Annotated in this window: 11 protein-coding genes and 1 pseudogene; 6 read left to right on the top strand and 6 right to left on the bottom strand. The window is 40.6% G+C overall.

Annotated elements, in window-relative coordinates; translation table 11 throughout:
* The 3 genes and pseudogenes from LC605_RS33490 to LC605_RS25840 form a co-directional block, all read right to left on the bottom strand.
* The coding region (locus tag LC605_RS33490) for a PhnD/SsuA/transferrin family substrate-binding protein (protein WP_309143281.1) at window positions 1-1,329 on the bottom strand (1,329 nt) is incomplete at its 3' end.
* A pseudogene (locus tag LC605_RS33145) lies at window positions 1,312-1,671 on the bottom strand (nuclease-related domain-containing protein); the annotation flags it as partial. The pseudogene LC605_RS33145 and the gene LC605_RS33490, both read right to left, overlap by 18 nt.
* Before the next feature lie 91 nt (window positions 1,672-1,762).
* Entirely contained in the window at window positions 1,763-2,014 is a 252-nt protein-coding gene (locus LC605_RS25840) for a DNA-binding transcriptional regulator (RefSeq protein ID WP_229550354.1), read from the bottom strand.
* A gap of 590 nt (window positions 2,015-2,604) precedes the next feature.
* Between LC605_RS25840 and LC605_RS25845 the strand changes: the two genes are divergently transcribed.
* Window positions 2,605-5,763: a plasmid replication protein, CyRepA1 family gene (locus LC605_RS25845; RefSeq protein ID WP_229550355.1), complete on the top strand. Its 3,159-nt coding sequence runs from the start codon at window positions 2,605-2,607 to the stop codon at window positions 5,761-5,763.
* A 459-nt stretch (window positions 5,764-6,222) separates the two neighbouring features.
* The gene (locus LC605_RS33150) at window positions 6,223-6,345 is read left to right on the top strand and encodes a hypothetical protein (RefSeq protein WP_267868666.1); all 123 of its coding nucleotides are present in this window, start codon (window positions 6,223-6,225) and stop codon (window positions 6,343-6,345) included.
* A gap of 8 nt (window positions 6,346-6,353) precedes the next feature.
* Here LC605_RS33150 and LC605_RS25850 read toward each other — a convergent pair whose 3' ends face one another.
* On the bottom strand, window positions 6,354-7,076 hold the full coding sequence (locus LC605_RS25850) for a class I SAM-dependent methyltransferase (RefSeq protein ID WP_229550356.1): 723 nt from the start codon (window positions 7,074-7,076) through the stop codon (window positions 6,354-6,356).
* Window positions 7,077-7,463: 387 nt separating this feature from the next.
* On the opposite strand from LC605_RS25850, the gene LC605_RS25855 reads away from it, so the two are divergent.
* The gene (locus LC605_RS25855; protein ID WP_229550357.1) at window positions 7,464-8,054 is read left to right on the top strand and encodes a thioredoxin family protein; all 591 of its coding nucleotides are present in this window, start codon (window positions 7,464-7,466) and stop codon (window positions 8,052-8,054) included.
* A gap of 372 nt (window positions 8,055-8,426) precedes the next feature.
* On the opposite strand, the gene LC605_RS25860 is transcribed toward LC605_RS25855, so the two are convergent.
* Complete coding sequence (locus LC605_RS25860; protein WP_229550358.1) at window positions 8,427-8,657, bottom strand: DUF6737 family protein; 231 nt, start codon at window positions 8,655-8,657, stop codon at window positions 8,427-8,429.
* A gap of 119 nt (window positions 8,658-8,776) precedes the next feature.
* On the opposite strand from LC605_RS25860, the gene LC605_RS25865 reads away from it, so the two are divergent.
* Window positions 8,777-10,432, top strand: coding sequence for a B12-binding domain-containing radical SAM protein (locus LC605_RS25865; RefSeq protein ID WP_229550359.1), 1,656 nt, complete (start codon window positions 8,777-8,779; stop codon window positions 10,430-10,432).
* Window positions 10,433-10,518: 86 nt separating this feature from the next.
* On the opposite strand, the gene LC605_RS25870 is transcribed toward LC605_RS25865, so the two are convergent.
* Window positions 10,519-11,886: an ABC transporter ATP-binding protein gene (locus LC605_RS25870; protein ID WP_309143280.1), complete on the bottom strand. Its 1,368-nt coding sequence runs from the start codon at window positions 11,884-11,886 to the stop codon at window positions 10,519-10,521.
* Window positions 11,887-12,219: 333 nt separating this feature from the next.
* Here LC605_RS25870 and LC605_RS25875 point away from each other — a divergent pair, with 333 nt between their 5' ends.
* The gene (locus LC605_RS25875; protein WP_229550360.1) at window positions 12,220-12,417 is read left to right on the top strand and encodes a hypothetical protein; all 198 of its coding nucleotides are present in this window, start codon (window positions 12,220-12,222) and stop codon (window positions 12,415-12,417) included.
* A 97-nt stretch (window positions 12,418-12,514) separates the two neighbouring features.
* Window positions 12,515-13,696 (top strand): RtcB family protein, encoded by a 1,182-nt coding sequence (locus LC605_RS25880; protein ID WP_229550361.1) that lies wholly within the window; start codon window positions 12,515-12,517, stop codon window positions 13,694-13,696.
* The last annotated feature ends 249 nt before the right edge of the window (window positions 13,697-13,945 follow it).

Below are 13,945 nucleotides of genomic sequence, written 5' to 3' on the forward strand. Positions count from 1 at the left end.
AACTAGCCATGCCGCTAACACGTGCCCAGTACGTCCAATCCCACCAGAGCAGTGTACAACCACTTTCTCATTTTGTTTATCTGCTTCTATTAAGAAAGGAAGTATTTTCTGTGTGAGGGTTTCTAAAATGTTTTGAATCTGCTTTTGAACAGTAGGAGTCAATTTCGGAGATAAGTAAACTCCTGTGCCTGGAATTTCTCTACTAATTTGAATTACTCGGAATTGTGGATCATCCTTGACCGTACTGTATACACCTGATCCTATATCTGCTCGTTTATTAGCTACTAGCTCTCGAATTTTACTGCTTCTATGTCCTGCCGTTACAGTCATAGATTTTCCATATAAATCATAGGCAGGCATATAGAAGCTCGAAGCTGAATTAAAATCTCCTAAAGCGATAGTTGTTTTAGACTTAATATCTTCAATGGACTTAATTGGACTATCAGACCTAACAAATAAAGCTGATTGATAAGTAAGTGGATACTTAGGATACATTCGAGCTAACCATTTGTAGCTAGTATCTTTAGCTCGCATTCCATTCATGGGTGAGTTAGCAAATACGATATCCCATTTTTTATTAGCAATATTATTTTGAGCTTCTTTGTATGTAATTTCAGAGTTACCTTCAACTACTACATTTATGGCTTGAGAACCGATTTGGCTTTTTAAGTATGTTTTAAATTCTGAATACTGGTTAGGTGAAGTGATAATACCTATAACAAGAGGTTTTTTAGAAATATCTTTATAACAAATACCATTTACTCTTGTTTCAGTAGCGGTTTCGCATGGTCTTTGATTCCAAAAATAATGCCCAGAACCAGCAGTTATAAATATTCCTACTCCTACTAAGCAAGTCAGGATTATAGAAGGATGAATAGGTTTTCTGTGAGATAGTTTAGAAACTAGTTCTGGAGTGGGTTTAACAAGTATTTGTTGTTCAGAAATTAGTTCTGGAGCGGGTTTAACAAGTATTTGTTGTTCAGAAATTAGTTCTGGAGTGGGTTTAACAGGTATTTGTTGTTCAGAAATTAGTTCTGGAGTAGTTTTAACAGATGTTGGTTGTGCTTCATGCGGCTGACCAATTATAATTTTTTCAAGTTCCTCTAGTGAAATTCCTGTGAGTTCGCTAATAATTTTTTTAATACCAACTTCGTTGAATCTTGCAGCAACACCTTCATTAGTTCTAATACTGCCTAAAACCTGTTCTATTCTAGATACATGACAAATTTGTACTGATTTTCCAGGTTGAAAGGTATTAATAACTGCATCTTTTATCTCAAATTCTGTTTGATCTGGGGCAACAACAAAATAATTAACCCAGAATTTGATGTCTTGAAATATAGACTGAAGTTTATCTTTAATAACTAGGCTGTATCGTTCAACTTGTCTATATGGATTGCCACCTACTGCTTTAATTTTTTGATTATCAGAAAACCATGTTTCGTTGGCGCTGCCTGTCCACTTACCTTTATATCCCTTTGCCTCTAAACATACAAATACTCCTGGCTCCATCACCACCAAAGCATCAATTTCGTGTAATCTTGGACTGAGAGCCTCTCTAAATGCAAAACCCATAAGGGCATAACCTGCTAGTTGTGCTTGCTCTAGAGTTGTTTGTAATTCTTTCTCAAAATCTTGAAGTTTTGTTCCCTCTGGTAAAAGCACTTTCATAATATTTTTTGATAATTTATAAGCCTGAGATTGAAATGTTTAGAACAATTTGATACTAAGCAGAGAAGCTTGTAAATGCGTTTGGTACTAACTAATGTTCGGAAAAATACTGGCTTAGTAAGTCCGTTCCCTTTTGCCCGATCTCCTGCAAAATTTCCTCAATTTTTTTCATTGCTAGCGGTGACGGTTTAGATCGTCCTTTTTCCCAACGGTTAATTGTGCCATAAGTCACTCCTAACGCAACTGCAAACTGCTCTTGTGTTAGCCCCAAGGCACGCCTCAGATCATGAATGAACTCACCTACTTGTGGCTGATTAATTACCAACGGTTTTTTTATAGTCATCTAGCTCGAAATCTACTACATGATGTAGAAAGTAATATGTCATTTGCTATATGCTAACCACGCAGAAGATTGTCAGCCATCAGCAAAAGTTCTGAAGATAGATTTATAAGTATTAGGTATGAATTAAATAAATACAAACAGAGGAATTACTGAAAAACTATAAAACCTATTAAGTAGGTAAGTGAAAAAAATTATAACTATGTTAGTGCGAATGTAGCGCCGCGAAGTCCAGCAATCACAGAGTTTTCAAAAGCTTTACATTTCGTTACATAGTTAGATTTATTTGTGTTGGCCTACTTAACAATTTTTAATCAACTGCAAAATCTGCGATACAGACCACCTTGAAGCGATCGCATTCCTTAACGGAGAAATTTACTGATAAATAAAAATTAATAGCGAACAAATATCACAATACAAAATTATTACTTTGGGGATCTAATAGGCAGAATAATCCACTAAAGCCTTAACCGATGTGTCTCTTATGACGAGGTAACAAAAGCATCCCAAAAGCTTCGCAATATTGCTTATAAGGAACTAGGAGATGCGTGTTAATGTTTTAATCTCATCGTCTTGCCTTCGGGTCTTTTCCTATGCATCTGCACTATTTACACCCCCAACACCTTGAAGAATTAGTCAAGAGTAGTGGTATAGACTTACACTTAGTGCATCTCAATTTTAGGTCGCTTCAAGGTGTAACAGCTTATGAGTACCTGTTGATTTCTGAGCTACTCCCCCGCACCAATACCGGAATGGTAAAAAGTAGTTGGTTGCAGCGTTACACTCATATCACTGAAGGTGGTTGGTGGTGTTCTGGACTAGACCCTTTGAATAATTGGCAAACGATGGAATGGGGATGCTTTAAGCCAAACCAACCCCGACAAAATCACAATGGTAAGTCCATCAAGTACGAGCATCCCCCCAGTACGCCAACGCGAATATTTTGTTTGCGGGTAACATTGCAAGTATGGCAGCAAGTGGCTGGGCGTTACAATCTGGTGATGCCTGATAATATAACTATTACTCCTGATGGTGAAGCTGAAGGCTTTTGGCAATGGGTGATGCAACAAAACATCCCCCTCATCATCTGCGAGGGTGTCAAAAAAGCAGCTACGTTGTTAACACAAGGATATGTAGCTATTGCCATTCCCGGAATTACCAGTGGTTATCGGGTTGTTAAAGATGAATTTGGCAAAGTTACTCGTCGTCAGCTAATTCCCGATTTAGCAGCATTTACAATTACAAAGCGCAGCTTTTACATTTGCTTTGATTTTGAAACTCAACCCAAGACAATCGCTGCTGTAAATAATGCTATTTCTCAGCTTGGTTGTTTATTTCAGCAAAAAACTTGCCCTGTTAAAGTCATGGAACTTCCAGGAATAGAAAAAGGAGTTGATGAGTTTATTGTTGCTAAAGGTGTAAGTAGTTTTGATAAAGTTTATCGCCAAAGTGTTGATTTAGAAATTTATCTTGCTCAAACCAAACCCCACACCGAGTTAACCATTCCGGCTGCACTCACCTTCAACCGCCCTTATATAGGTGAAATACCTTTCCCCAATTCTGGATTAGTAGGAGTAAAATCAGCAAAAGGAACGGGAAAAACTACAGCATTGCAAGGCGTTGTTCAACAAGCAAAAAGTAAAAATAAACCAGTTTTATTAATTACTCATAGAATATTACTAGGACGATTTCTGTGTGAAAAAATTGGTATTCAATGGGGAACATATAAAGAAAATGTCGAGAAAAGGATTGAGAAAACACTTACCCCTGCTCCTCCCATCCTCCGCTCTCCCTTTTCTCAGCACTCCCTTGGTTTATGTGTTGATTCACTTTGGAAACTTAACCCAGAAAATTGGCGCGGAGCAATAGTAATTTTAGATGAAGTGGAGCAATCTTTATGGCATCTGTTAAACAGTAATACTTGTAAGCATAAGCGTGTAAAAATATTAAAGTTATTCCAGCAACTAATTGCTACGGTTTTAACAAGTGGAGGTTTAGTAATTGCTCAAGATGCTGATTTATCAGATGTTTCACTTGAATATTTACAAGGATTAGCAGGAATTCAATTAACACCTTGGGTAGTTCTCAACCAGTGGAAACCTCAGCAGGGTTGGGACGTGACTTTTTATGATTCACCAAACCCAACACCGCTAATTCACCAACTAGAATTGGATTTACTTGCTGGACGTAAATGTTACGTGACTACTGATAGTCGCGCCGGACGTTATAGTTGTGAAACAATTGAAGGTTATCTGAAAGAGCGTCTACAAAAATTAGGGCGACAATTTCCCAAAACTTTGGTAGTTAGTAGTCACACTACAAATACACCTGGTCACGCAGCAGTTGATTTTATTGCAGCGATTAATCAAAAAATATCTGAATATGACGGCGTTTTTGTTACCCCTAGTCTTGGTACAGGAATTAGTATTGATGTCCAACATTTCGACCGAGTTTATGGCATTTTTCAAGGAGTTATTCCTGATTCGGAAGCAAGACAAGCCTTAGCAAGAGTCAGGGATGATGTACCGCGTGTTGTCTGGTGCGCTAAACGAGGTATTGGTTTAATTGGTAGTGGTAGTACAAATTATCGATCGCTATCTGATTGGTATCAGGAAAATCAAAAAGAAAACTTAGCTTTGCTTAGTCCATTGCATAAAATAGATGTAGATTTACCTTTAGTTTATGACCCGATTCATTTACGAACTTGGGCAAAGTTATCTGCAAGGGTAAATGCTTCTATTCGCCTCTACCGTCAATCTATGCACGATGGTTTAATTGCTGATGGTCATAAAATTGAGATGCGGAGTAATGCGGTTCACAATAATATTGTTCGAGATTTACGCCGAGCCTTTTGGGCAACTGATGTCGCTGATTTATCTACTCGCATAAGATTAATTTTAGAAATTGTTAAAGTTCAAAAAGACTGGGCACAAAGCCGTCAAAAAGCCAAAGAAATTAAACGCAAAATTAAAGAAATTAAGCAGCAAAATAAACTATCGCTAGCAGATGCTGTAGCTAATGCTAAAGATATCGATTATGTAGAGTATGAACAGTTATTAGTTAAGCATTCCTTAACAGATGTAGAACGCAACCAAATCAACAAATATGTTCTCAGACAAAGGTATGGTGTAGAAGTTACTCCTTGGATAAAATTGCAGGATGATCAAGGATATTATTGTCAACTGTTAATTCACTATTATTTAACTCACGAAAGCGAGTATTTTCACGTTAGGGATCAGCAAGAATGGCATCAGCAATTATCTTGGGGTGAAGGGAAAGTTTTTCTACCAGATTTAAAAACTTACACGCTCAAAGTTGAAGCTATGAGAGCTTTAGGAATGCTTCAGTTTCTCGAAGCAAAACGCGAATTTATGGAAAATGATCCAGATTTAATATTGCTGAAAAATGTTGCTTTTCAGCATAGTAAGCATATTAAAAGAGCGCTTGGTATTAATTTAGTTGGGAATAAAGAGCAGGTTTCAGCAATTAAAATACTCAGCCGATTGTTAAATTTATTAGGTTTAAAGCTGAAGCGAGTAAACGAGGTTTATCAAATTGACCTAGAAACGCTATATGATGGCAGGGAGAAAATATTTGCTGTTTGGCATCAACGAGATGAGTTGATGTTGGCTAATGTTAAGAGTGTTGGCTATGAGTTACCTGATTATTCTTCAGACTGGAAGTTTGAAGTTATACAAACGGAGTCGGAAAAGTCAAACTATAGCGTTTCTCTATTGAGTGTAATCAGCTAAGTAGGTCGGCGCAACTAAAGTTAACTGGCTAAGGCTGTCCTAAGTCAATTGGTCATTTTTCATTAGTAAAGGTTTTAAGCTTATTTACGTTTCGTAACATACTTGACTTTTTTCGCACCAACGTACTTAATCGGCATTTAAGTTGCATAAAAGCAGGGCTGAAGCCCTGACTACAAGCGAATCATTCTGGAAAAATGAATGACGATTAGCTTACAAACCTAACAAGAACAGCCCCTTAAGAGCTAGCGTTGGGGAGTAAGATTCAAAGCCTCTCTACTTTTAGGAGAGAGGTCAAAAAATTCTTAGTACAGCTTTGCGTAAAATCGTGGCGAATTGAGAGTTTAAATTTAAACGCATAGGCGCAACTCTTGGAGACCCTCTGCGCGTTCGCCTTCCCGCAGGGTAGGGGCGCAGAGGTAAGCGCAGAGGGACGCAGAAAATTCGCTATGAATTAATGAAATGTTGTACTTAGCTATCTATCAGTGCTGCGATCGCTTTTCCCAGGCGATCGCAGATATGATGGCTATACTGGCTCTTGGCAAAACCGAAAAAACCTTAAGTTGTGAGGAATTCCCTGAGTAATAACATTTTTAAAATCGCACTTTATACATCTCGAATAATTCCCCTGATTTCTGCGCTACTACTTTAGCACCAGCTGCTTTAATCCTTTTTTCCCACTTAGCCAAAGGCTCTAAAAACACCTCAGCACCCAAATAGGTTTCCAGAACTGCCCAATCTTCTGCTAAAGGCTGTTCTGGATTGAGGATGTCAAACACAAAATGTCCACCTGGTTTTAACACTCGCTTGATCTGTACCAGTACAGCATCCCAATATTCGAGTGGAAAATAGCAGCTAAATCCAGTTGCGATCGCCAGGTCAAACTGCTCTGATGAGTAGCTTAACTGATGAGCCGCTCCCAACTCAACACCCTTGAACAGCTTGGAATTTAACTGCGGCCCACGGGAATTAAGGGTATCCCGTGCCACGTTACTGATTTCTTGCCCATAAAAAAATGCTTGCCAATCCCGCCAAGGATAGATTAAAAAGCTGATACCACAGCCAATATCTATACAGTGCTGGTTTTTTTGAGGTTTAGCAATTTCCCAAAAAGGGGAAGCAATTCTCCCTGAGAAACTCCCAGCAATCCACTCCCGAAATATTGGCATCGCCTGCACTTCTGTTGGGAGTTCAAAGGTTTGACCTTGATACTCCCGGTTAAAACGATAAGCTATTTGGGCTAATCTTTCGTCCCAGTTGGTTGAGTTGTGTGAAGCAAAGAGATTTTGGAACTGCGAATCGGGCTTTTTAGACATTAGGTTTTTACTACTCTTTCTAAGGATTGTAGTCAACTTAGGACATCTGGAGAGTGGTGCAAGCTTGATTAGATGAGATATATTGAGCATACATTAGACATCTGGTAAAAAAAAATGTAGAGACGTAGCTGTGCTACGTCTCTACAAGGGTTCTGGGTAACGCATATTTAATTTATGGAGATGTCTATAACCTCAACACAAAACAAAATTTTTTATTGAACCGGGGGACTTAAAGCAGCGAAACTTGTTAATCTTTTTTTTTTGAAAAAAAGTCTCCCCCTATTCAAATGTAGAATATTGAAGCTTCCAGAGGTGCAGAGATTAAAGAGTCGCTGAAGTCAGCTAAAATAAAGAAGAAATTCCTTAATAAGTTTTAATAATTCTGTTATGAGTACTGATTCACCTGTTAATTCTCCCGAAAAAGCTCAATCCACATTAGGAACGCGTCTGAGAAACTTCTTAATTGTAATGGTGGCGATCGCCCTTAGCGTTGCCCTCGTCTTAGGATTGCGAACTGAAACAACCTCGGCTTCCCTTACCAAGTTAAGCGATAGTTCTACACCCTTAGAAGTAGCGGTCAGCAACGGCAAACCATCTCTAGTAGAGTTTTATGCTGATTGGTGTACTGTCTGCCAGAAAATGGCACCAGATATCACTCAACTAGAAACAGAGTATGCTGACAAGATGAATTTTGTCATGCTGAATGTGGATAATACCAAGTGGTTGCCGGAAATGCTGAAATATCGAGTCGATGGAATTCCCCATTTTGTATTTTTGAGTCAGCAAGGGGAAACCATCGCTCAAGCGATCGGCGATCAACCCCGGACGATTATGGCTAGCAACTTAGAAGCTTTGGTTACTGGTTCGTCTCTCCCCTATGCTCAAGCTAGTGGGAAAGTTTCCAAATTTTCAGCCCCAGTAGCACCAACAGCTAGTCAAGATGATCCCCGCACTCATGGCAGCCAAGTTGTAAAGTGAACTACCCCGCCGTGTAGACGGACGGGGCTTCCCAATTCATCGGGAATAGCCAAGAGAACTCCGTAATTCTATTGGTCTTACATTCCCTCCTCTTGTCAGAAGTCCTGGTTCCCAAGACCCAAATCTTTTACCCTGAGCGTAGTCGAAGGGTCTTCTTGCAACATATACCTGAAAGCTAATGGTTTTTGCTTAGAGGTTGTTTGAAAAGTTTAATTTATTACTAACCGGGCGACTAGAAGTCGCGGCTACACAAACAAAACCTGCCTACGCAGGTTAAAAACCTTAATTTTCTCTTAGTCCACGGAGGTGGACTTTGTTTGTGTAGTAGCGAATTCTATTCGCCCAATACTTTTCTTCCGCCGACCTACTTATCTAGTCTTTATCTGATTCCAAAATACCACTGTCAATAATTAGTTGCGGCCAAAACAACACAAAAAATCCCATCCACATCACTACAGGGATGGAGACGATAACTGTTAGCCAGATAGTTTTAAATAGTAACCAGCTACCACCAATCAGCGTTACACCTGTGAGAACTATAGACCAGGGCTGACACCACCAAGGTTTGTAGTTCCAAGGACTTATGGGCTTTTGTTCAGACATTGGTTTTATTTAGTAAAACTCTAGGCTCACTACGAACTAAGATTTTATTGTATGTTTAATTATGCTTACCTAATTAAACTGTAAAATTAGCTGCTCAGTTTTCCAGGGTGAAATTTGCGATGACTGTGAATCTGAAGTCTTTAGAGAACCAAATTCATGTAGCGGCCGATTCCAAAACCGCTCCTGTCACTCAAGGAACTCGCTACGTTCCTTCGCACCATCGACATATTTTGTGTATTTTTCCCAAGTACAGCCGCTCCTTTGGTACTTTTCATCACGCCTACCCACTTATGGGTAATGTTCGGGCTTTTATGCCACCCCAAGGTATTTTAATTGTGGCTGCCTACTTACCTAAAGAATGGGAAGTGCGGTTTATTGATGAGAATGTCAAATCAGCAACTAGGGCTGATTACCAATGGGCTGATGTGGTGATTGTGAGTGGAATGCATATCCAAAAACCACAGATTAATCAAATTAATGAACTTGCCCATCGAGCGGGGAAAATTACAGTTGTAGGTGGGCCCTCGGTATCTGGATGTCCAGAATATTATCCGGAATTTGACATTTTACATCTGGGTGAATTGGGAGATGCTAGCGATCGCATGATCAAATATCTAGACCAAAACCTGGAACGTCCCGAAAGGCAAATTCGCTTTGAAACCAAGGAACGTTTGCCCTTAACAGAGTTTCCCACACCAGCTTATCATTTGCTGAATATCAATGATTATTTTCTGGCAAATGTCCAGTTTTCCAGTGGTTGTCCTTATCGCTGCGAGTTTTGTGATATTCCCGAACTCTATGGCAACAGTCCCCGGATGAAAACACCAGAGCAAGTAGTCGCCGAGCTAGATGCAATGCGACAATCAGGCAATTTGGGGGCAGTGTATTTTGTCGATGATAACTTTGTTGGCGATCGCCGCGCCGCCATGAAGTTACTTCCTCATCTGATTGACTGGCAAAAGCGTAATGGCTACCCCATCCAGTTTGCTTGTGAAGCAACGCTCAATCTAGCTCAAAGTCCAAAGCTGCTAGAGATGATGCGCGAAGCTTATTTTTGCACAATCTTTTGCGGCATTGAAACACCTGAACCAAATGCTCTCCATGCTATTTCCAAAGACCAAAATCTGAGTATGCCAATTTTAAAAGCAATTCAGGTTTTAAATAGCTATGGCATGGAAGTAGTATCAGGAATCATCATCGGCTTAGATACAGATACACCAGAAACAGCAGACCGAATTATCGAATTTATTCGGGCATCGCAAATTCCCATGTTGACAATTAACTTACTTCATGCTCTACCTAAAACTCCTTTATGGCGGAGGTTAGAAGCAGAAGAACGACTAGTTTATGATGAAAGCCGCGAATCAAATATTGAGTTTTTGATGCCCTACGAGCAAGTTGTTGAGATGTGGCGGCGCTGCATTACAACTGCTTATGAGCCAGAATTTTTATATCAGCGATTTGCCTACAACATGAAACATACCTATCCAAATCGCATTGAAGTACCTAACAGCCCAGCTCGCACTTCTAGGGCTAATATTCGCAAAGGTTTAACTTATTTAGCTAATATTTTGCTGCGGGTAGGCATATTTAGTAACTATCGTCAGACTTTCTGGAAAATGGCCAAGCCAGCACTAAAAGCAGGTGATATTGAAAACTTGATTCACGTTGGACTTGTGGGACATCATTTGATTAAGTTTGCCCAAGATTGTGCCAAAAACGAAGAATCAGCTTCCTTTTATTCCCAAAAAATTCTTACTAAAGTTCGTAGCTAAGTAGATCGGCGCAATTAAAGCTAACTGGCTAAGGCTGTCATTTGTCATTTGTCATTTGTCATTTGTCATTTGTCCTTTCCAAACTCTTAGGGAAATATCGCTAACTTAGTTTCAAGGTCAAAAAAGTGAATTTTCTCTGGATTTAGAGATAACCATAGTTGCTCACCAGGTTGTACAAATCGGTTAGGTGGTATTCGCACTTGTAGGTAATTGGCTGTAGTGGCTTTTTGAGATCCCGGTTCGGCAATCTTAACAGCAAGAAAGGAATCGTTGCCGAGATTCTCTACCAAATCTACTTGCACTGGTAGATTTTTGGTGGCAGGCATACTCAAGTTCAAGTGTTCTGGGCGAATGCCTAAAATTAGAGTTTTCCGATCATATTTTTGTAAGGCTTTTCCCCAGACTTCTGGGAGGGTGAAACGAAACTGAGAATGAGTAATCAATTGCGGGGCATGAAATTCTACAGGAATAAAATTCATCGGTGGTGAACCAATGAACTCTGCGACAAAAAGGTTGGTAGGGCGGTTGTAAAGTTCTAGGGGAGAAGCGACTTGCTGAATTTTCCCCTCAGACATAATTGCAATGCGATCGCCCATTGTCATCGCTTCTGTTTGGTCATGGGTAACGTAAATTGTTGTTGTCCCCAGTTGGCGCTGCAATTTGACAATTTGGGCGCGGGTTTGGGCCCGCAGTTTCGCATCTAAGTTAGAAAGCGGTTCATCCATTAAGAATACTTGGGGGTCACGCGCGATCGCTCGTCCCAATGCAACTCGTTGTCTTTGTCCCCCAGATAGCTGTTTGGGTAAACGATTCAGCAATGTTTCGATTTGCAACAGTTGGGCAACACTACGCACTTGCTCATCTACTGCTCGTTCCTTGTCAGAAATGTAGCGCAGTCCTTTAGGTAACTTTCTTGTCGCCCCCACAAAAAGATTTTCTGCCCACCTTTGCAGATCACGAGATGAGGGAGTTATTGCTCCCCCTGCTCCCCCTACTCCCCCTGCTCCCCCTGCTCCCCCTGCTCCCCCTGCTCCCCCTGCTTCCCCGGCTCTGGCAAAACGGCGGCGTAATCCAAAGGCGATGTTATCATATACCGTCATGTGAGGATAGAGGGCGTAATTTTGAAACACCATTGCGATGTCGCGTTCCTTGGGTGGTAGGTCATTGATCAAGCGATCGCCTAACCAAATATTGCCTCCAGTCATCACTTCTAACCCGGCGATTAACCGCAGCAGAGTGCTTTTACCACAACCAGAAGGGCCCACCAGCACAATAAACTCGCCATCTGCGATCGTCAGGTTAATTCGCCGCAATACGTTGACACTTCCCGCACGTTCTGGCGCTGCATCAGTTTCCTCCCCAGGTGTAAGAGGAGATTGAGTTTGTAAGGTAACACTTTCCCCTTTACGTGAGGAAAAACTTTTATAAACGTTTTCTAAAACAACTTGGGACACAACTGTTAATTATTGTCATTGGGTATGAGGCACTTGTACTGCCCTTAAGAGCGAGACGCACTCGCCTTCGACTACGCTCAGGAAGCGCGAACGCGAGTGCGTCTTGTAGAGTTGTCGTTGGCGTGGTCACTGAGCGAAGTCGAAGTGCAGCCTCTGGTAGAGTTGTATTGGGCATGGGGCATTGGACAAATGACCAATGACATTTTAGCGCCCATAATAATACACGATAACTGAAATAATGCTGCTATTGACGTTTGTAATCTATTTTGCTAATTTTGTAGTATGTAAATACTACTTTTTCCCGAACCCGTCCACCGCAGTGGCTCCCCCGAAGTGTCTGGCTTAATTCAATTACCAATTACCTTAGCATCACGCCAAGCTAGTCCGCGTTGGCAAAGCCTAAGAAGAGAGCGTCATTACGAACTTGTGCCGAGCTTAGTCGAAGTAAGTCGAGGTATTACGAATTATTTTTATTTCCGCCATACTGTACTAGGTAATGGCTTATCAACAAGTATCCGCATTATCAGTTAATTTTTCCGTTGGGAGTTATAACTGTTAACTGTTCACTGATTTAATCTCCTATACCCAATCCCAAATCTAAAATTTAAAATCCAAAATAGAAAAAATTATGCCCTACGAAAAGTTAGAAATTACCACACCAACACCCGTCTTCTCTTGGGCAAATCACTCTTTGGGGCCAGAAGAAACCAAAATGGCAAAGAATGTAGCATCGCTGCCATTTGTATTTAAACACCTAGCATTAATGCCAGATGTCCACTTAGGAAAAGGAGCCTTAGTCGGTTCTGTAATAGCCACCAAAGAAGCGATTATACCTGCTGCTGTCGGCGTAGATATTGGTTGTGGTATGAGCGCTATAAAAACAGCATTTACTGCCGATCAACTAGAAGGTAAACTGAAGAAAATCCGCCTGGATATTGAAGCAGCAATTCCTACTGGATTCAACGAAAACAAAGATGTTGAAAAATCTGTCACCAACTGGCAACACTGGGATGATTTTAAAGACTTGCATCGCGGTGTGCAAGACCTACAAACTAAAGCGATGAAACAGATGGGTTCTCTCGGTGGAGGAAACCACTTTATTGAAGTGTGTCTCGATACAGAGAATCAAGTTTGGCTGATGCTGCATTCTGGTTCACGTAACATCGGTAATAAACTTGCCCAGTGTCATATTCACACAGCCAGAGAATTAGCAAAAATGGCTGGTAATAAATTGCCTGACCCTGATTTGGCTCACTTTGTGGCTGGTACGCCAGAATTCCAAGCATACTGGCACGATTTGCAATGGTCACAAAACTATGCGCGTGTCAACCGCGATGTGATGATGGCGCGTTTTAAGCACATAGTTGAGAAGCATCTGGTAGGTGGGAAGGCAAGTAAACCTTTATTGCAGGTTAATTGTCATCACAATTACGCTGAAAAAGAAGTGCATTTTGATGAGGATGTATACGTTACTCGTAAGGGTGCAGTCCGCGCCCAGACTGAAGACTATGGAATTATTCCTGGTTCGATGGGGGCAAAGTCTTTCATCGTTAAGGGTAAAGGTAATGCCCACAGCTTCTGTTCTTGTTCCCACGGTGCAGGGCGTTTGATGTCAAGAAATAAAGCAAAAAATATCTACACACTTGATGATTTGATAGAGCAAACAAATGGCGTAGAATGCCGCAAAGATGAGGGTGTATTAGATGAAATTCCTGGTGCTTATAAACCCATAGAGGAAGTTATGGCAAATCAAGCAGATTTGGTTGAGGTTGTAGCGACTCTCAAGCAAGTTCTTTGTGTAAAAGGATAAATTTGTAGCGAATATCCTAATTGGGTAAAAAAATGAGGGAGAGGGCAAATTATTTGCCCTACTAAGTAAGTAGGCAAGAATAAACCAAACTATATTACGAAACGTAAATACACCTTAAACCCTTATAACCCACATTCCGCACCCCTTACTGTCATAAGCGGTTATTACGGTAATAAATGAAAATCACAAGAATAAAATAATACATAAAAGGATATTTGAGGAATAAAAGTGGCACGAATCTTATTCTCA

This window comes from Nostoc sp. CHAB 5836 (assembly GCF_020829445.1).
Classification (GTDB): Bacteria; Cyanobacteriota; Cyanobacteriia; order Cyanobacteriales; family Nostocaceae; genus Nostoc.